Origin of the sequence: Herbaspirillum sp. 3R11 (genome assembly GCF_004563925.1) — a bacterium.
Lineage (GTDB): Bacteria > Pseudomonadota > Gammaproteobacteria > Burkholderiales > Burkholderiaceae_D > Herbaspirillum.
This window is the reverse complement of record NZ_SPNJ01000003.1, coordinates 536,337-554,791: the sequence shown is the minus strand read 5'-3', so window position 1 is coordinate 554,791 and position 18,455 is coordinate 536,337. Positions and strand designations below refer to the sequence as shown.

At 60.5% G+C, this 18,455-nt stretch carries 18 protein-coding genes and 1 pseudogene; 11 read left to right on the top strand and 8 right to left on the bottom strand.

All coding sequences use genetic code 11. The features are described from left to right. Positions 1-132: 132 nt before the first annotated feature. A complete protein-coding gene (locus E4P32_RS15930; RefSeq protein ID WP_116434872.1) occupies positions 133-372 on the top strand; it encodes a hypothetical protein in 240 nt (79 codons plus the stop codon). Positions 373-476: 104 nt separating this feature from the next. Next, entirely contained in the window at positions 477-1,490 is a 1,014-nt protein-coding gene (locus tag E4P32_RS15925) for a transporter (RefSeq protein ID WP_116434873.1), read from the top strand. Between the two features lie 15 nt (positions 1,491-1,505). Here the strand turns inward: E4P32_RS15925 and E4P32_RS24410 are convergent, their stop codons facing one another. The 5 genes and pseudogenes from E4P32_RS24410 to E4P32_RS15905 form a co-directional block, all read right to left on the bottom strand. Beyond that, positions 1,506-1,772, bottom strand: a complete 267-nt coding sequence (locus E4P32_RS24410) for a hypothetical protein (protein ID WP_348533513.1) — start codon at positions 1,770-1,772, stop codon at positions 1,506-1,508. Between the two features lie 32 nt (positions 1,773-1,804). Further along, positions 1,805-1,974, bottom strand: a pseudogene (locus tag E4P32_RS24405) (YXWGXW repeat-containing protein); the annotation flags it as partial. Positions 1,975-2,276: 302 nt separating this feature from the next. Next, a complete protein-coding gene (locus E4P32_RS15915; RefSeq protein WP_116435307.1) occupies positions 2,277-2,786 on the bottom strand; it encodes a DUF1993 domain-containing protein in 510 nt (169 codons plus the stop codon). A 153-nt stretch (positions 2,787-2,939) separates the two neighbouring features. Continuing rightward, positions 2,940-3,239, bottom strand: a complete 300-nt coding sequence (locus E4P32_RS15910; RefSeq protein ID WP_245192073.1) for a hypothetical protein — start codon at positions 3,237-3,239, stop codon at positions 2,940-2,942. A 63-nt stretch (positions 3,240-3,302) separates the two neighbouring features. Beyond that, the gene (locus E4P32_RS15905; protein ID WP_116434876.1) at positions 3,303-5,057 is read right to left on the bottom strand and encodes a glutamine--tRNA ligase/YqeY domain fusion protein; all 1,755 of its coding nucleotides are present in this window, start codon (positions 5,055-5,057) and stop codon (positions 3,303-3,305) included. A gap of 202 nt (positions 5,058-5,259) precedes the next feature. Between E4P32_RS15905 and E4P32_RS24140 the strand changes: the two genes are divergently transcribed. Beyond that, positions 5,260-5,409, top strand: coding sequence for a hypothetical protein (locus E4P32_RS24140; protein ID WP_167735687.1), 150 nt, complete (start codon positions 5,260-5,262; stop codon positions 5,407-5,409). Positions 5,410-5,565: 156 nt separating this feature from the next. After that, positions 5,566-6,030, top strand: a complete 465-nt coding sequence (locus E4P32_RS15900; RefSeq protein ID WP_116434878.1) for a DUF2269 family protein — start codon at positions 5,566-5,568, stop codon at positions 6,028-6,030. Positions 6,031-6,063: 33 nt separating this feature from the next. Here E4P32_RS15900 and E4P32_RS15895 read toward each other — a convergent pair whose 3' ends face one another. After that, positions 6,064-6,861, bottom strand: coding sequence for a LytTR family DNA-binding domain-containing protein (locus E4P32_RS15895; protein ID WP_116434879.1), 798 nt, complete (start codon positions 6,859-6,861; stop codon positions 6,064-6,066). Positions 6,862-6,871: 10 nt separating this feature from the next. Next, complete coding sequence (locus tag E4P32_RS15890) at positions 6,872-7,960, bottom strand: histidine kinase (protein WP_116434880.1); 1,089 nt, start codon at positions 7,958-7,960, stop codon at positions 6,872-6,874. A gap of 168 nt (positions 7,961-8,128) precedes the next feature. Here E4P32_RS15890 and ugpQ point away from each other — a divergent pair, with 168 nt between their 5' ends. The 6 genes from ugpQ (at position 8,129) to E4P32_RS15860 (ending at position 13,839) form a co-directional block, all read left to right on the top strand. After that, positions 8,129-8,890: a glycerophosphodiester phosphodiesterase gene (gene ugpQ / locus E4P32_RS15885; RefSeq protein ID WP_116434881.1), complete on the top strand. Its 762-nt coding sequence runs from the start codon at positions 8,129-8,131 to the stop codon at positions 8,888-8,890. Positions 8,891-9,092: 202 nt separating this feature from the next. Continuing rightward, the gene (locus E4P32_RS15880; protein ID WP_116434882.1) at positions 9,093-9,641 is read left to right on the top strand and encodes a hypothetical protein; all 549 of its coding nucleotides are present in this window, start codon (positions 9,093-9,095) and stop codon (positions 9,639-9,641) included. A gap of 167 nt (positions 9,642-9,808) precedes the next feature. After that, a complete protein-coding gene (locus E4P32_RS15875) occupies positions 9,809-10,036 on the top strand; it encodes a hypothetical protein (protein ID WP_116434883.1) in 228 nt (75 codons plus the stop codon). A gap of 283 nt (positions 10,037-10,319) precedes the next feature. Continuing rightward, positions 10,320-12,944 (top strand): alanine--tRNA ligase, encoded by a 2,625-nt coding sequence (gene alaS, locus E4P32_RS15870; RefSeq protein ID WP_116434884.1) that lies wholly within the window; start codon positions 10,320-10,322, stop codon positions 12,942-12,944. Positions 12,945-12,958: 14 nt separating this feature from the next. Continuing rightward, complete coding sequence (locus E4P32_RS15865; RefSeq protein ID WP_116434885.1) at positions 12,959-13,510, top strand: NUDIX domain-containing protein; 552 nt, start codon at positions 12,959-12,961, stop codon at positions 13,508-13,510. A 95-nt stretch (positions 13,511-13,605) separates the two neighbouring features. Continuing rightward, positions 13,606-13,839, top strand: a complete 234-nt coding sequence (locus E4P32_RS15860) for a sulfurtransferase TusA family protein (RefSeq protein ID WP_007876134.1) — start codon at positions 13,606-13,608, stop codon at positions 13,837-13,839. A 118-nt stretch (positions 13,840-13,957) separates the two neighbouring features. Here the strand turns inward: E4P32_RS15860 and E4P32_RS15855 are convergent, their stop codons facing one another. Then, a complete protein-coding gene (locus tag E4P32_RS15855) occupies positions 13,958-15,568 on the bottom strand; it encodes an FMN-binding glutamate synthase family protein (RefSeq protein ID WP_116434886.1) in 1,611 nt (536 codons plus the stop codon). A 388-nt stretch (positions 15,569-15,956) separates the two neighbouring features. Between E4P32_RS15855 and E4P32_RS15850 the strand changes: the two genes are divergently transcribed. After that, positions 15,957-18,092: a bifunctional diguanylate cyclase/phosphodiesterase gene (locus E4P32_RS15850; RefSeq protein WP_116434887.1), complete on the top strand. Its 2,136-nt coding sequence runs from the start codon at positions 15,957-15,959 to the stop codon at positions 18,090-18,092. Positions 18,093-18,455: the final 363 nt, after the last annotated feature.

Genomic DNA, 18,455 nt, shown 5'->3' with positions numbered 1-18,455 from the left:
TATACTCACGCGTGGCAATTGCTTCATATCTGCTTTGCATCGGAACAGGCTCGGGAAGGGGACTGTGATGCATGCGAAGGAATTGCCTCTTGCCGGCCGCGGCTTATCACTCAAAAAACAGGAACACGCCGTATGAAGATCTCTCTGACACATTCCCTCGCATTGTTGTGCGTTGCCGCTGCGCCCCTCTTGTCCGGTTGCGACGCCCTGGCGGGCAAGAAGGATTACGCTTATTTCCGCCAGCATCTGGATGAAGCCAAATCGATTTCCGACCAGTGCCAGATGAACGGCACCTCGGGCATGTCCAAGGCGCAGATGTCGCAATGCGACGCCGCCCGCGACGCCTACGCCAACCGCAACTACAACTATTGATCGTTCAGAACCGGGCCGCTGCGCCTTCACGGCGCCGGCCTTGTCACAAAATTGTCAAAGTCGGCCGGTAGAATCCAGCGTTTTCACGTCGATAGCGCCGCGCCATGCACAATCCCCCGGACACGCCTCAGGCCTTGCACTTGCTGTACGAGCCCGCAGGCTTCATTTGCGCGTTCCGTTTCGACGAGGGCCGCGCCACCCAATTGAAGTGGCATGAAGTCATGGCGCGCAAGATTGCGGCGCCGGCGTTCAGCTGGCTGCACGTCAAGACCGCCGACGTCAAGGTCCGTCACTGGATGGAAACCAGCGACGACATTCCCGAGCACATCGCGGAATTCCTGCTCAGCAGCGACACCCACCCCTGCCTGCACACCACCGCCAACGGCGCCTACGGCACGCTGGCCGATCTCAAGATGGAAATTGGCGACACCGGCACCGAAAAGGGCGCACTGCATTTTTTCCTCGACGGCAACCGTCTGCTGACCTTGCGCACGCAGCCGCTGTGTTCGACCAACATGCTGCGCCAGAAGGTGCTCGACGGCGCATTGTTCGACAACCCGATGGAGTTGTTCGCCGAGCTGTTACGTTGCCTGGCCGACGGCTTTGATGCGCGCGTGGCCTCGCTCAACGACAAGGTGGATGACATCGAAGAGTCGGTGCTGTCCGATCGCCGGCCGGAAGATCGCGCCGAGTTGAGCGCAATCCGACGCCAGCTGGCGGAATTGCGACGCCACATCACGCCCGAGCGGCGCTTGCTGAATCAGCTCAATCGTCTGCGCCCGGCCTGGGTGCCGACCGCCGCGCTGGAAGAACTCAACCATGCGCTCGATGAACTCAATGAATTGCACCTGACATTGGAGGCGCTGTATGAACGCGCCAAGCTGCTGCAGGAAGAGATCGCCTCGCAGATGTCCGAGCAGATGAACCGCAACCTGATGGCTTTGTCGATCCTGACCGCGCTGCTGATGCCGGCGACGCTGGTGTCGGGCATCTTCGGGATGAACGTGGCGGGTTTGCCGGGCCTGCATGACGAGGCTTCGTTCACGATGGTGATGTGGGTGATGATGGGTCTGGGCGTGGCGACCGTGGGCTTGCTCAAATGGCTGAAGATCTGGTGATCGCGGATCGTTTCGTCAAATAATATTCATCACATTCGACGCGATTGCGAAGAAACGCACAAAGCGTAGTGATATGCCTTGTGCGAGCCAACCGGCAGATTGCCGGTTGGCGATGCCAGGATCAGCAATTTCCTTTTTTTGCCTGCCCCGGTGGGCAATGATCGCGGCGGCCGTCATGACGATCGTCGTGGTCATGTTCGCGATGACGTTCTTCACCCCGGCGCCAGCCACCGCGATGCAGCTCCCATCCTCGCGGTCCCTCACGCCATTCAGGGCGGTCATATTCATAGCCGCGGCGCATGCGTTCCCAGTGCCCCTGCACCCATACGTGGCGATGGCCATTCCAGTTCCAGTACCCGGGCGCCCATATATAACCGCCGCGTGGCGGCGGGGCCGCTTCGTAGCGAGGCGGCGGCGGCGGGGTGCCAATATTGATGTTGACGCTGACTTGTGCCGCGGCCTGACCGGGCAAGAGCACTGTCATGCAGCTGAGGGCAAGTGCGGATGCGTATAAGAAGCGTTTCATGTGGTGACTCTTTTCGATTTTGGGACAATCGCACTATACCGAGAATTCTTCGCTCGCCAACGGATAATGCATTTGATTACATTTGATATCGCTTCAGCCTCAAGCAGAGGTTGACGAGGCTGCAGCGGAAGTTTGGCTGCGTGCCAGATGCCAGATTCACCTGTCAAAAAAAATCCTTCCGTAAATAACGACGGAAGGATTTTCAATACGCTCTGTGCTATCTGATCGCCCGCGATGGACTGCGGGCTTCCTGCTGAAGATCAGTAAGTACCGATGTAATCGCTCTTGCCGACTTCGACGCCGTTGTGACGGAAGATGTCGTAAGCGGTAGTGACGTGGAACAGGAAGTGCTGGACACCGTAGTGCAGCAGGTAGGCTTCGCCGGTGAAGCGCTTTTCTTTCGGCGTGCCGGGACGCAGCACGATTTCGCGGTCGGCGGCGCCGTCGAACTGTTCCGGCTTGAGCGCCTCGATGAAGGCCAGGGTCTTGTCCAGGCGCGCTTGCAGATCGGCGAAGCTGGCTTCGTTGTCTTCGTACGGCGGCACTTCGACATTGGCCAGACGCGCCGGCACACCCTTGGCGAAATCGGCGGCGATCTGCACCTGGCGGGTCAGGTTCAGCATGTCGGGAAACAGACGCGCCTTGAGGAAGGCATCGGCGTCGATGTTCTTCGCTGTGGCGTGTGCTTCAGCCTTGGCGAGGATGGCCTTGAGGCTGTTGAGGCCTTGCTTGAAGACGGGTACCGAAGCGTTATAGAAGGAGATGGTCATGTTGTGTCCTTTGGTATGTACCTGCATGCGCACATGCGCATGTCCGGGTTTGGAGCTGCTAACAAAACGCCGCTGGCGGCGTTGCGCCTCCTTGCCGTACGTTCGTACTGTCTGCGTCGGCGCGCCTTGCCACCGACGTTTTGTTAACAGCTCCTACTTTGTATAGCTGAGATGAAGCGGACGAAATTTCGAATACAGCCACAGGCCGCAAGCGAACAAAGTGCCGAGGAAGCCGGTGAAGATCAGCGCCATCATGATGCCGACGAACGGCGAGGCGATCAGGCCCATGAGACCGGTCAGGTGCTGGCCGTTCCAGACGATGGTTTCGGCGCCGAAGAAAGCGAACAATCCCATCAGGATGGCCAGCGGCACCATCGAAAACGTGGAGGCCAGGAACAGAATCTTGTACACCGTGCCGAACGAGAAGCGCTGGATTTGCAATGTTTCAAACATCATGGACTCGCAAAAAAATGCCGGCGTCCTGGGATGCCGGCGGGAAGAATATTGTTGGAATGATTATTTGGCGACCCAGCTGTCCTTGAGCGTGACGGCGCGGTTGAAGACCGGCTTGCCGGCAACCGAGTCGACGCGGTCGGCGACGAAATAGCCGTGGCGTTCGAACTGGTAGATCGCGCCGGCTTCGGCGGTCTTCAGCGTCGATTCCAGGTAAGCGGTGATGACTTCCTTGGAGGACGGATTCAGCGCCAGCTTGAAATCCTTGCCGCCGGCGTCCGGATGGGCGTCGGTGAAGAGGCGATCGTACAGGCGCACTTCAGCTTCCAGCGCATGGTCGGCGCTGACCCAGTGCAGGTTGCCCTTGACCTTGTAGTTGGCACTGCCGGGCGTGCCGCTCTTGCTGTCTTCGAAATAGTTGCAGTGCACGGCAATGACGTTGCCGTCGGCATCCTTGTCGCAGCCGGTGCACTCGACCACATAGCCGTAGCGCAGGCGGACCTTGTTGCCGGGGAAGAGGCGGAAGTAACCCTTGGTCGGCACTTCCATGAAGTCTTCCTTCTCGATCCACAGATTCTTGGTGATCGGGAACAGGCGGTGCTCGCTGTCATGCAGCGGATGCGCCGGCGGGTAGACCGGGGCGCTGCATTCGACGCTCTGGCCTTCCGGGAAATTGTCGATGATCAGCTTGAGCGGACGCAACACCGCGACGGCACGCGGCGCCTTCGGGTCGAGATCGTCGCGCAGCGCGCCTTCGAGGATGCTGTAGTCGATCCAGCTATTGTTCTTGGAGGCGCCGGTGCGGTCGCACATCAGGCGGATCGCTTCCGGTGTGTAACCGCGGCGGCGCAGACCGACGATGGTCGGCATGCGCGGATCGTCCCAGCCGCTGACGATGTGTTCATCGACCAGTTGCTTGAGCTTGCGCTTGCTGGTGATGATGTAGGTCAGGTTCAGGCGCGCGAATTCGTATTGATGCGGCAGCGGCTTCTTGAAGAAACCTTCTTCGGCCAGGCGTTCCAGCACCCAGTCGTAGAACGGGCGCTGGTCTTCGAACTCCAGCGTACAGATCGAGTGGGTGATGCTTTCCAGCGCGTCTTCGATCGGATGTGCGTAGCTGTACATCGGGTACACGCACCACTTGTCGCCGGTGTTGTGATGGGTGGCGTGGCGGATGCGGTAAATGGCCGGATCGCGCAGGTTCATGTTGGGGCTGGCCATGTCGATCTTGGCGCGCAAGATCAGCGTGCCGTCGGCGTGTTTGCCGTCGCGCATTTCTTCGAACAGGCGCAGCGATTCATCGGCCGGGCGGTTGCGCCATGGCGAATCGGTGCCGGGTTCGGTCAGCGTGCCGCGGGTTTCGCGCATCTGTTCGGCGTTTTGTTCATCGACGTAAGCCAGGCCCTTGCGGATCAGCGCTTGCGCGCCGGCGTACATGACGTCGAAGTAATTGCTGGCGTAATACAGATGCGGCTGGCCGCTGTGGTCCCAGTCGAAGCCCAGCCATTTGACCGAGTCGATGATGGTGTCGACGTATTCCTGGTCTTCCTTCTCCGGATTGGTGTCGTCGAAGCGCAGGTGGCAGCGGCCGTTGTAGTCGCGCGCCAGGCCGAAGTTCAGGCAGATCGATTTGGCGTGGCCGATGTGCAGGTAGCCGTTCGGCTCGGGTGGAAAGCGGGTCACTACCTGCGGCAGGGCCTGACCCTGCTTGTCGCTGCGTTCGGCATACGTGCCGGAAACCAGGTCGGCTTCGATGATGCCGCGCAGGAAATTGGTGGATGGTGCTGGAGTGTGACCGTTTTTCAGTTCGTTGCTCATGGACGCTTTGTGGGGAGACATATAGGTATAGACAGACATTTTACCGCAGCAAGCGGTGTTGACGGGGTTTTGCGGCGCATCGCCAGCGCTTGCCGCAGGCGTACCGCAGGAAATAATTGATTACACCTGATACGGATGCGAATTACCTGCCGTTTTCCTTTGCTGGCAAGCTGTGCCCATCGTCAAGTCCAAGGAGGACGTCATGAAGAAGCTGCTCAAACTCGCCATTGCCGGCATATTGGTCGCCACCTCGCTGTCCGCCTGCATCGTGGTCCCGGTCGGCCCGCCGCACGGCGGTGGTTATTACCGCCATGGGCCGTATTACGGTGGCGGCGGCTATTATGGTCGTTAATTCATGGCCGTTAATTCGCGGCCGTTAATTCTCGCTAGCTGATCTCCCGCTGCAATTCGCTCCGCGCAGGCGGCATTTCGTCGCATCGCGCTGTTTTCTTCTTCCGCCGCCGCAGATACTGGAATCCTGATTTGATTGGATCAACAGGAGAATTCCATGTCTGTCGGCTTGCTCAAGACCCTGCACCTGCTGGGCGTCGTACTGTTTCTCGGCAATATCATCGTCACCGCCTTCTGGAAGCTCATGGCCGATCGCACCCGCGATCTGGCCGTGATCCGTTTCGCCGTGCGCGCGACCAACTGGGCCGACGTGTTTTTCACGTTCGGCGGCGTGGTCTTGCTGGCCGTGGCCGGACGGGCGCTGGCGGCGCAAACCGGCATACCGGAGCTGCCCTGGCTGCGTTGGTCATATGGCTTGTTTGCGGCGACCGGATTGCTGTGGGTGGGTGTGCTGATTCCCTTGCAAAGGGCGCAGGCGAAGCTGCTGGCGCCGTTGCCGCGCGATGCCGCGATTCCTGCGCGCTATTGGCGTCTGGCGCTGGCATGGGCGGTGGCCGGCACGCTGGCGACGCTGCTGCCGCTCGGAATAGTGTGGCTGATGACGGTCAAGCCGTCGCTGTAAATTGTCCGCTGTAAATTATCGCTTGTCGCCGGCCTACATCTGCCGGAACAGGTGTGCAAACAGGCGGCTGACGGCCAGCATCTCGGGCCGCTTGCGCAGCTTCAATGACAATTTGCCGGCGTCGTCGCGCTGCGCGGCAGCGACTCCGGCGATCTGCACGACGGTGCCGCGATGCACCTGCCAGAAACGCTCGGGATCGAGCTGCGGGATCAATTCTTTAAGGCTGGTGCGGATCAGCGCTTCGCCGTCCGCGGTGACGACGTTGACGTACTTGTCCGTGGCTTCGAAATACACCACGTCGTCGACCGGAATCAGCCTGATCTGGTTGCCGACGGCGGCGCGGATCATGCGCAGGCGCTCCTGCGGCGCGGTGGCGGCCGGCGTCAAGCCGCGCAGCCGTGCCAGCACCTGCTCCAGTCCCCGGTCATTTGTCTCCTTCAACCTCGCCTGCAGACGGGCGATGGTGAGCGCCAGGCGTTCGTCGTTGGCCGGCTTCAGTACATAGTCAAGCGCCGCCTGCTCGAAGGCCTGGATTGCATAATCATCGTAGGCGGTCACAAACACCAGCAAGGGAAAAGGGGGCTTGTCCGGCCATTCGTCGGCCAGTTCGCGCGCCGCTTCCAGGCCGCTCTGGCCGGGCATCCTGATATCGAGGAAAAGGACGTCGGGTTGCAGCGCCAGCGCCTGCTCGACGGCCGCCATGCCGTTGGGCGCGATGCCGGCAATCTCCAGCCCGGGCCACAATCGTTGCAACTGCGCGGAGAGGGCGTCGGCCAGCAGGACTTCGTCTTCGGCAATCAGGGCGCGGACAGGTGGCGACGTGGTGGGCATGGTCGATCGGCTAATTGGGCTCGATGTAGGACTTCTTGAGCGCGTACATGGGAATCGTGATCTGCGCGACGGTGCCTTCGGGGATGTTATGCGTCAGCGTCAGCTCGGCCTCCGGCCCGTACAACACCGCCAGGCGGGCGCGGATGTTTTCCAGGCCAAGGTGGGTGCTGTCCGGCCGATTGTAGCTGGCCGTGCTGTTGAGGCCCCTGCCGGTGTCGAACACGCTGATGATCAGCAACTCCTGATGTTTGGTCACGCTGACGGTGCAGTCGCCGCCGTCGATCTTGGGTTCGAGGCCGTGGCGGATGGCGTTCTCGACCAGCGGTTGCAGCAGCATCGGCGCGATGCGCTGGCGTCGCAATTCATCCGGCAACTGCAAGGTGTAGGTCAGACGCAGGCCCATGCGCAGCGACATCAGGCCGAGGTAGGCCTTGATCAGGTCGAACTCCTGGCCCAGCGTGGTCTGTTCGCTGCGCGAAGTCGACAGCGTGGCGCGCAGGTAATGGATCAACTGGTCGAGCATTTGTTGCGCGCGGATCGGTTCACTGGAAATCAGCGTTTGCAGCGTCGCCAGCGTGTTGAACAGCATGTGCGGTTCGATCTGCGCCTGCAGCATCTGCAATTGGGCTTGCAAGGCTTGCTTCTCGATGACGACGTTACGCGCTTCGAGCGCGGCCATTTTTTCCCGGTTCCAGTAGAACAGGGTGGCGCCGACGCAGGCCAGCAGGATCAGGACGATCACGCCGATGGTGTTGTTGGCCTGGCCGGTCGTGAAAATCCTGAGCGGATAGCCGAGCAGGGCGCTGGCGATCATGTTGCCGATGACGAACGACAAGGGCGCGAAAATCACCAGCATCAGCAGGAAGCCCGGCTTGTTCGGCTCGTCCTCGCCCCACAGCAGCAGGCGGCCGCAGTCGATCAGCACCATCGCGGTGGTGCCGATGCAGATCGAAAACACCAGGTTTTCAACGAAGCCGGCGCCGATGCGCATCAGATAGGTAACCACCAGCGCACACAGCAGGTTGATGATCATGGTCGGCAGCAGGCCGCGCAGCAGTTCCGGCGGGATGAGGCGTAAGCGTGAAGCGGGAATGTTCATGAAAAGTTCTGAGTCAATCCGGTGAGTTCTCTGATGACGGAATGGTAACCCGATTCAACCCCTGGAAAACCGTCCGGCGACGAAGCGTCGGATCGGCTTGATGAAATGCTGTTATCGTGCCGCCGCCCGGCATAGAATGTCGGCACTAAATTCTGCAGGGAGAAATACATGTGGCCTTATCCAAAAGTAGTAGCGCATCGCGGCGGCGGCACGCTGGCGCCGGAAAACACGCTGGCGGGCTTCCGCTGCGGCATGGAGCACGGTTTCCGCGCGGTCGAATTCGACGTCATGCTGACCGTCGACGAGCAGGCCATCCTGATGCACGACCCGGTATTCGGCCGCACGCTGCCGGGCGAAGGCAAGGTCGCCGAGCACACGCTGGCGCAGTTGCAGCAGCTTGACGCCGGCGGCTGGCACAGCCCGCAATACGCCGGCGAGCGGGTTTGCACCTTGCAACAGGTGCTGGAGTTCAGCCGCGCCAACGGCATCTGGATGAACATCGAAATCAAGCCGGCCGGCGACGCCTGGGCGGTGCGCACCGGCGAAGTGGCGGGCGAGGTGACGGCGCGCTTTTTCGCCGCCGAAATCGCCGCCCACGTGCCGGGGCAGAACGACCGCACGCTGCCGCTGTTTTCGTCGTTTTCCTTCGACGCGCTGATGGCGGCCAAGCGGGTCGCGCCGGGTATCCCGCGCGGCTTCCTGGTCGATCGCATTCCCGCGGACTGGGAAGCGCGTTTGCAGGCGCTCGAAGCGGTGGCGTTGCACACCAGTCACAAGAATCTGACGCCGGAGTTGGCGCAGGCGGTGAAACAGGCGGGATATGGTTTATTCTGCTACACCGTCAACGACCCGGCCCGCGCGGAAGAGATTCTGGGCTGGGGTGTGGATGGATTTTGCACCGACCGTATCGACCTGATCGGCCCGGCATAAAAACCTGCTTTCGATCTTACTGCGAGGCCATGATCCGGCGTCGGGCGGTGCTCGGAATCCTCATGTACTAAAGTACATTCCAAGGGTTCCAACTAAGCTCCGCTCCGTCCGCCACCGGCTGATGGCCTCTCGCTACAGATCGCAAGCAGGTTTAAGCAGAACAAGAGAAACAAGAGAAACCAGTTCAGGGAAGCAAGGAATCATGAAAACCAAGGGCATGCTCAGCATGCTGGCGGCAGCAGCCGCCATTGTCATCACCACCAGCGCCGGCGCGCAGACCGGCAGCAGCCAGAAAAAATACACCGACGACAGCATCGTGCGCGACCTCAAGGCCGGCAAGCTGACCGTACGCGAAGCGCAGATCCTGCAAGACCGGCGCGATCATGCAACGGCAAAGACTGCCGCGACACCGGCGCCGGCAGTTGCACCAAAATCTGGCGCGGCAGCGAAGGCAGGCAAGAAGGCGCACACCACCAAGCCGGCCAAACCGGTAAAGGCGAGTAAAGCTGTCCAGAAGAAAAGCAAGGCGCCTGTCAAGAAATTGACCCATCCGCATCCCGGGCACGCAGCGCAGAAAGCGCATGCCGGGAAAGCCGGTCACGTTGTCAAACCAGCTGCCACACCGGCCCCCAAGCCGCACCACGCGGTCGCGGTGAAGGAACAGCAGGCCAAAGCAGCGAGCAAGAAAGACCACGCTGCCACCAAAAAAGCCGAGCCGGTCCGCAAAACTGCGGTGAAATACATCAGGTAATTCCCGAATAGATTTCTAGGGTGTGAAGCTTAAACTGTGTCAACGCGAATCGAAATTCTGGCGTTACAGCAGTGACAGGCCGCATGTCAGAGCGGATTCGCCGAATTGACGGGGGACGTGACCAACAATCGTCAGCGAGCTTGTAAGAACCAACTTAAGAGGAAAAGATGAAACTGAATAAATTATTGGCAGCCGTACTCGTCGCCGCTTTCGCCATGCCTGTCCTGGCACAGAATGCACCTGCAGCAGCGCCTGGCGCACCGGCAGCAACTGCACCTGCAGCACCGGCAGCCAAGGCGCCGCATGCCAAGCACAAGAAACACGCTAAAAAGCACAAGAAGCACAAAAAACACGCCAAGAAGAGCAAGAACAGCAAGCTGTATCAAGGCGCCTGATTTACCGGAGGGGGTTTTGACCAGGCAAGTCGTGATGGGGATAGGTCGGAGGATTCCGAGACCGGTCTGATTCAGGTTGCAGGTTGATATCGCCATTGACCCGTTGGGAGCAATCCGAACGGGTTTTTTTACGTCTTTTTCCATGATCGGCCGTGTTGACTTGCGGCAAACATCGGGCAAACGTCCTGCAGGCCTTGCCGACCATGATTGCGGCAGGGCTAATCACGTATAATCATCGGTTCGCAACATCTTTCTTGCACCGCTTTCTTTACAGTCCTCGAACATGAACTCAGCCGAAATCCGCGACAAGTTTCTGAAATTCTTTGAATCCAAGGGACACACCATTGTCCGTTCGTCCAGCCTGGTGCCGGGCAACGACCCCACCTTGTTGTTTACCAACTCCGGCATGGTCCAGTTCAAGGACGTGTTCCTGGGCACCGACAAGCGCAATTACGTGCGCGCGACTTCCGTGCAGCGCTGCCTGCGCGCCGGCGGCAAGCACAACGATCTGGAAAACGTCGGTTACACCGCGCGTCACCACACCTTCTTCGAAATGCTGGGCAACTGGTCCTTCGGCGACTATTTCAAGCATGACTCGCTGGTCTGGGCCTGGGAGCTGCTGACCAAGGTCTACGGCCTGCCTGCCGAAAAGCTGTGGGCCACCGTCTATGAAACCGACGACGAAGCCTACGACATCTGGCACAAGGTCATCGGCCTGCCGAAAGAGCGCATCGTGCGCATCGGCGACAACAAGGGTGCGCCTTACGCCTCCGACAACTTCTGGCAAATGGCCGACACCGGCCCTTGCGGTCCCTGCTCGGAAATCTTCTACGACCACGGTCCCGATGTCTGGGGCGGTCCTCCGGGCAGCCCGGAGCAGGACGGCGACCGCTACATCGAAATCTGGAACAACGTGTTCATGCAGTTCGACCGCCAGATCGATCCGAAGACCGGCGAAGCCACGCTGACCCCGCTGCCGGCGCCATGCGTCGACACCGGCATGGGCCTGGAACGCCTGGCTGCGATCCTGCAGCACGTGCACAGCAACTACGAGATCGACCTGTTCCAGAAGCTGATCAAGGCTGCTGCGCGCGAGACCAACGTCAGCGATCTGGAAAACAATTCCCTGAAGGTCATCGCCGACCACATCCGTGCGACCTCCTTCCTGATCGTCGACGGTGTGATTCCGGGCAATGAAGGCCGCGGCTATGTGCTGCGCCGTATCATCCGCCGCGCGCTGCGCCACGGCCACAAGCTGGGCCAGACCCAGCCGTTCTTCTACAAGCTGGTCAAGGACCTGGTCGCCGAAATGGGTGCGGCCTATCCGGAACTGCCGGCCGCAGCCGCGCGCGTCGAACAAGTCCTCAAGCAGGAAGAAGAACGTTTCGGCGAAACACTGGAACACGGCATGAAGATCCTCGAAGCCGCGCTGGCCAAGAACGCCGCCAAGCTCGACGGCGAGACTGCCTTCACGCTGTACGACACCTACGGCTTCCCGCTCGACCTGACCGCCGACATTTGCCGCGAACGCAATGTCGAACTGGACGAAGCAGGTTTCGCCACGGCCATGGAACGTCAAAAATCGACCGCCCGCGCCGCCGGTAAATTCAAGCTGGCCGCCGGCATCGAATACAGCGGCGACAAGACCAAGTTCGTCGGCTATGACGCGCTCACGCAGCAGGCCAAGGTCACTGCGCTGTACGTCGACGGCAGCGCCGTCACCAAGGTCGAAGCCGGCCAGGACGCCATCGTGGTGCTTGATACCACGCCGTTCTACGCCGAATCGGGCGGCCAGTCGGGTGACGCCGGTGTGCTCGAAGCAGCCGATGCGCTGTTCGCGGTGGCCGATACGCAAAAGATTCAACCCGACGTGTTCGGCCATCACGGCAGCCTGGTCAAGGGGTCGCTGTCGGTGGGCGACGTCGTGAACGCCAAGGTCGACGGCGAGCAGCGCGCGCAAATCATGCGCAACCACTCGGCCACTCACCTGATGCACAAGGCATTGCGTGAAGTGCTGGGCGACCACGTGTCGCAAAAGGGTTCGCTGGTCGACGCCGACAAGACGCGTTTCGACTTCAGCCACAACGCACCGATGAGCGCCGATGAAATCCGCCGCGTCGAAGAAATCGTCAACCGCGAAATCCTCGCCAATGCCGCGACGGAAGCAAAGCTGATGGGCTACGACGACGCCGTCGGCGCCGGCGCAATGGCACTGTTCGGCGAGAAGTACGGCGACGAAGTGCGTGTGTTGTCGATCGGTTCGTCGCGTGAACTGTGCGGCGGTACGCACGTCTCGCGCACCGGTGATATCGGCCTGTTCAAGATCGTTGCCGAAGGCGGCGTCGCAGCGGGCATCCGCCGCGTCGAAGCTGTCAGCGGCGAAGGCGCGCTGGCGCTGGTGCAGACTCTGAGCAATCGTGTCGCTGAAGCGGCTGCGGCTCTGAAGGCGCAACCGGAAGAACTGACCCAGCGCATCGCGCAGGTGCAGGATCACGTCAAGGCGCTGGAAAAAGAATTGAGCTCGCTGAAGTCCAAGCTGGCGTCCAACCAGGGTGACGAATTGCTCACGCAAGCGGTCGACGTCAACGGCATCAAGGTGCTGGCGGCGACGCTGGAAGGCGCCGATGTCGCCACGCTGCGCGAAACCATGGACAAGCTCAAGGACAAGCTCAAGACCGCTGCCATCGTGCTGGCCTCGGTCAAGGACGGCAAGGTCAGCCTGATCGCCGGCGTCACTGCCGATGCGACCTCCAAGGTCAAGGCCGGTGAACTGGTCAACTTCGTCGCCCAGCAAGTCGGCGGCAAGGGCGGCGGACGTCCCGACATGGCGCAAGCCGGCGGCACCGATCCGAGCGGCCTGCCGAAGGCGCTGGAAGGCGTCGCGGCCTGGGTCGGCGCCAAAGCCTGAGCACGGATACGCCCATGAGCGACTTCAAGTTCTGCCCCGTCTGCGCCGCCTCGCTGGTGATGCGCGCCGACGAACAAGAGGCGGGCAAGCTGCGGCTTGCCTGTCCCGAAGGTCACTGGACGCACTGGGATAATCCGTTGCCGGTGCTGGCGGCGCTGGTCGAGATCGACGGCAAGATGTTGCTGGCGCGTAATGCGGCATGGCCGGAAGGCCGTTTCGCGCTGATTACCGGCTTCATGGAACGCGACGAAACGCCGGAGCAGGGCATCGCCCGAGAAATAAAAGAAGAAACCGATCTGGATGCCAACCAGATCACCCTGATCGGCGTTTATGAGTTCATGCGCAAGAATGAACTGATCATTGCGTATCACGTGAAAGCCTCGGGCCAGATCAAGTTGTCTCCGGAATTGCTGGAGTATCGCCTGGTGGCTCCCCCCGATTTGCGGCCTTGGCCGGCGGGTACGGGATACGCTGTGGCGGAGTGGATGCGGCGGCATGATTTGCCGGTCCAGTTCGTTGAATTTGCCGGCTCATCGACCCCGCTAGTTTCCCCTGCACAACAGTAGTGCGCGAAATACAACATAGTATGTTGCGACGCACCAAGGCGGTTCAGGTTGGAGTAGAATTCTCGAACGATCACTAGGAATTTTTGATTCACAGTATGGTTATTGAATTTCACAGAGAGCTGGATGCACGGGGCCTGAATTGCCCGCTGCCGATACTGAAAACCAAGAAGGCATTGGCCGACATGTCGAGCGGTCAGGTATTGCGCGTGACGGCGACCGACACCGGTTCGGTGCGCGACTTCCAGGCGTTCGCCAAGCAGACCGGCAACGATTTGCTGTCGCAGTCGCAAGAGAATCAGGAATTCATTTTCTTCATGAAGCGTAAATAATTTTCGAGAATATTTACCTCGGCGTACGCGCCGCTTCTGTAGCAGACAAGCATAAAAAAACGCCCGCAATCGCGGGCGTTTTTCATTGGCACCGTCCGGCCGCGCTGTATGAAACAGCTCAATGGAAGGTGCTGCCGATTTCCGGATGGAAGCTTTCGGCGCGGGCGATCGGCCAGTATTTTTCGTAGACCTGGTAGCGGTAATTGCCGGTGATCAGGTCGCCCGGTTCCAGATATTTGAGCATCTCCGACAACAACTGGATTTCATGATCGTTGATGCGATGAACGATGTGGAACGGACGCAGCGCCGAGGTGTGCGGCAAGCCGGCCGCCTGCACCAGTTCCTGCAGCGCATGCAGCGTGCTCTGGTGGAAGCGGTAGACGCGCTCGGCCTTGTCAGGCACCACCAGCGCACGGGCGCGCGTCGGGTTCTGCGTCGCCACCCCGGTCGGGCAGCGATCGGTGTGGCAGCTCTGCGACTGGATGCAGCCGAGCGCAAACATGAAGCCGCGCGCCGAGTTGCACCAGTCGGCGCCGAGCGCCAGCGTACGGGCGACGTCAAAGGCGGTGATGATCTTGCCGCTGGCGCCGATCTTGACGCGGTCGCGCATGCCGATGCCGACCAGGGTGTTGTGCACCATTAGCAGGCCTTCCTGCAGCGGCATGCCGACGTGATCGGTGAACTCCAGCGGCGCCGCGCCGGTGCCGCCTTCGGCGCCGTCGACGGTGATGAAGTCGGGCACGATGTTGGTTTCCAGCATGGCCTTGGCGATGCCGAAGAATTCCCAGGGATGGCCGACGCACAGTTTGATGCCGGTCGGTTTGCCACCCGACAGCGTGCGCAGTTTTTCGATGAATTGCAGCAGGCCGATCGGCGACGAGAACGACGAGTGCACCGCCGGCGAGATGCAGTCGACGCCCATCGGGATGCCGCGCGTGGCGGAAATTTCCGGCGTGATCTTGGCCGCCGGCAGCACGCCGCCATGGCCGGGCTTGGCGCCTTGCGACAACTTCACTTCAATCATTTTCACTTGCGGCGCATTGGCTTGAACCGCGAATTTCTCTTCGTCGAAACTGCCGTCCGGATGGCGGCAGCCGAAGTAGCCGGAGGCGATCTGCCAGACCAGATCACCGCCGAATTCGCGGTGATAGGCGGAGATCGAGCCTTCGCCGGTGTCGTGTGCGAAGTTGCCTTTTTTTGCGCCCTGATTGAGCGCGCGGATGGCGTTGGACGAGAGCGAACCGAAGCTCATCGCCGAGACGTTGAAGACCGACATCGCATACGGTTGCGCGAGGCCTGCGCCGACGGTGACGCGGAAGTCGTGGCTGGCGATCTTGGTCGGCGACAACGAGTGACCGATCCATTCGTAGCCGGCCAGCTTGACGTCGAGTTCGGTGCCGAACGGGCGACTGTCGACGTCGGCCTTGGCGCGCTGATAGACCACGCTACGCTTCTTGCGCGTGAACGGCGCGCCGTCATTTTCACCTTCGAAGAAATATTGGCGGATTTCCGGACGGATCGCTTCGAACAGGAAGCGGAAATGGCCCATCAGCGGGTAGTTGCGCAGCACCGCATGGCGGCGTTGCACGATATCGCGCACGCCGATCACGCTCAGCACCAGCGGTACGGCCGCCCACCACCAGCTGACCATGTGGTCCGAGGCAAGGATGGCGAGCGCCAGCGTCAGGAAAATCATGAACCACAAAATCATGTAACGAGTTGCCCACATACCAGCGTCCTTTTTGTTGTTTGTCAGGCGGTGTTGGGATTCTACTGCTGCCAAGGTGGCGGTATGGGTCGAAAAGAATGGTGTTTACGGCAATCGCCGGAGCTTCGGTGTTGCGCCAGGTTGGTGCGTTGTGTTGGTGAGGCAACGGCCGGGAAAGCGGCACGGGTATTGCTTCATGGATATACATACTCAAGAGTTTGTGCTGAGCCTGTTCCTCAGGGCCGGATAGTTGAGTGGCATTGTTATTGCTTATTGTGATCAAAAAAGTACGCACCACTACTTAGACTTCTCCGTCATGTAGCCTGGGGGAAATTCTTTGTAGTCCTTGCGCCGTTTCCGTTCGTTTCCTTTCGCTGTCGCCGTTTCGCATTGATTGTGTAACCCATTTATGAAGATCGTCGCTTCCGTGATTCCGCCAGACAACGCCGCCGCCATCACCTCCATCGCCAGGCCGCCGCGTTTGCTTGAAACGCTGTTGGCCAATCTGGACGGCATGGTGTATCGCTGCCGCGACGACGAAGAATGGACCATGGAGTTCGTCAGCGAAGGTTGCCTTGAGCTGACCGGTTACCAGCCTGAAGACCTGCTGTTCAATCACCGTATTTCGTACGAAGGCATCACCCACCCCGAAGACCGTGAAACGGTGCGCCAGACCATCCAGTCCTGCCTGGACGGCAAGCGCCGCTTCGAGCTCGAATACCGCATCGTGCGCGTCGACGGCGAAGTGCGCTGGGTGTGGGAGCGCGGCGTCGGCATCTACAACGCCGCCGGCACGCTGGATGCGCTGGAAGGCTACGTGCAGGACGTTACCGCGCGCAAGGCGGCCGACCAGGCCTTGCTGGAAGCTGAGCGGCGCTACCGCAGCATCTTTGAAAACGCCATCGAAGGCGTGTTCCAGTCGACGCCGGACGGCGGCTACATCGCGGTCAATCCGGCACTGGCGCGCATCTACGGCTACAAGTCGGCAGATGACCTGATCGTCAGCCTGCGCGACATCAAGCATCAGTTGTATGTGGAGCCCGAGCGCCGCACCGAATTCATGCGCATGATGGCCGAGTTCGGCTCGGTGTCGAACTTCGAATCGCGCGTCTACCGCCGCGACGGCGAGGTCATCTGGATATCGGAGAATGCCCGCGCCGTGCGCGACGAGTCCGGCACCCTGATGTTTTATGAAGGCACCGTCGAAGCCATCACCGAACGCAAGTTGTACGAAGCCGAAATCCGTCATCAAGCCACGCATGACGCGTTGACCGGGCTGCCCAACCGCACCATGCTGCACAGCCACTTGCAGCGCGCGATCCAGAGCACGCGGCAGAAGGGCACGCTGACGGCGGTGGTGTTCGTCGATCTGGACCAGTTCAAGTTCATCAACGACAGTCTCGGTCATCAGGTCGGGGACGAGCTGCTCAAGACCGTGGCCCAGCGGCTGGTGTCGTGCGTACGCGAAACCGACATGGTGGCGCGTCAGGGTGGCGACGAATTCGTGCTGGTGCTGCAGAATCAGCCCGACGAAAACCGCATCACCGAAGTCCTGCAGCGCATCCTGACCGCCGTGGCGCGGCCGTGGGTGGTGGGTGACCGCGAATTCCACGTCACCTGCAGCATCGGCGTGAGCCGCTGCCCGACCGACGGCCGCGACGTCGAAACGCTGCTCAAGAACGCTGATTCGGCCATGTACAAGGCCAAGGAGCTGGGACGCAACAACTTCCAGTATTTCGCCGGCTGGATGGATGCGCAGGTCAGCAATCGTCTGGAAATGCTGGTCAGCCTGCGGCGTGCACTCGACCGCGATGAATTCAAGCTGTATTACCAGCCCAAGATCAGCCTGGCCAGCGGCCGCATCATCGGCGCCGAGGCGCTGATCCGCTGGATCACGCCGGACCAGGGCATGGTGCCGCCGGATCGTTTCATCCCGTTCGCCGAGGAAGCAGGCCTGATCGTGCCGATCGGCGAATGGGTGTTGCGCACCGCCTGTGCCCAGAACAAGGCATGGCAGGACGCCGGTCTGGTGCCGATTCCGGTGGCGGTGAACCTGTCTCCGCGCCAACTCGACCAGAACCTGCCCGAATTCGTGCGCCAGGTGCTGGCCGAGAGCTGCCTGGCGGCCGCCTGGCTGGAGTTGGAAATTACCGAGAACGTCGTCATGAAGGACGCTGAAAAGACCGTCGCCACGCTCAATGCGCTCAAACGCCTGGGTTTGCAGGTGTCGGTGGACGACTTCGGCACCGGCTATTCGAGCCTGAGCTACCTGCGGCGCTTCCCGGTGGATGCGCTGAAGATCGACAAGTCCTTCGTGCGCGACATCGCCCGCGATGCTGACAGCGCGGCGATCGTCAAGGCGGTGATTTCTCTGGGGCACATTCTCAACCTGCGGGTCATTGCCGAAGGCGTGGAAGATCAGGAGCAATACAACTTCCTGTTGGAAAACGGCTGCGACGAAGTGCAGGGTTATCTGCTTGGCAAGCCGATGCCGGCGGAGGATTTCACGCGCCGGCTGGAGCTGGAAAAGAAGGCGATCGGCTGATCCGGTCAGGCGTGCAGCAGCGCGGCAGCGGGTCGTTGTTGCCTTGCAGTTACGTTGCAAATACTGTCTGACTGCTGCAACGCTGCGCGATTGAGGCGACAACCGTCCGGGCCTTTGTGCTAAACTCCGCGCAGTATATTTTGCATTTTGCCTCCGGCCACCCGAAAACTCAGCTCGGCGCCGCCTGCAAGGTCAAAAGTTGAAATGGTGCGAGGATCTGGGAACTCAAGATTCTGTATTCGCAACCAAGCCTTATTTTCCCGCTCATCTTCAACCTCCTATAAATCGAGCGCCGGGAAGCAGCACCAACAGCATCAGGCAGCATATTCAGGTTCGACAACCTGGCAGCACCGTTGGCGCTGT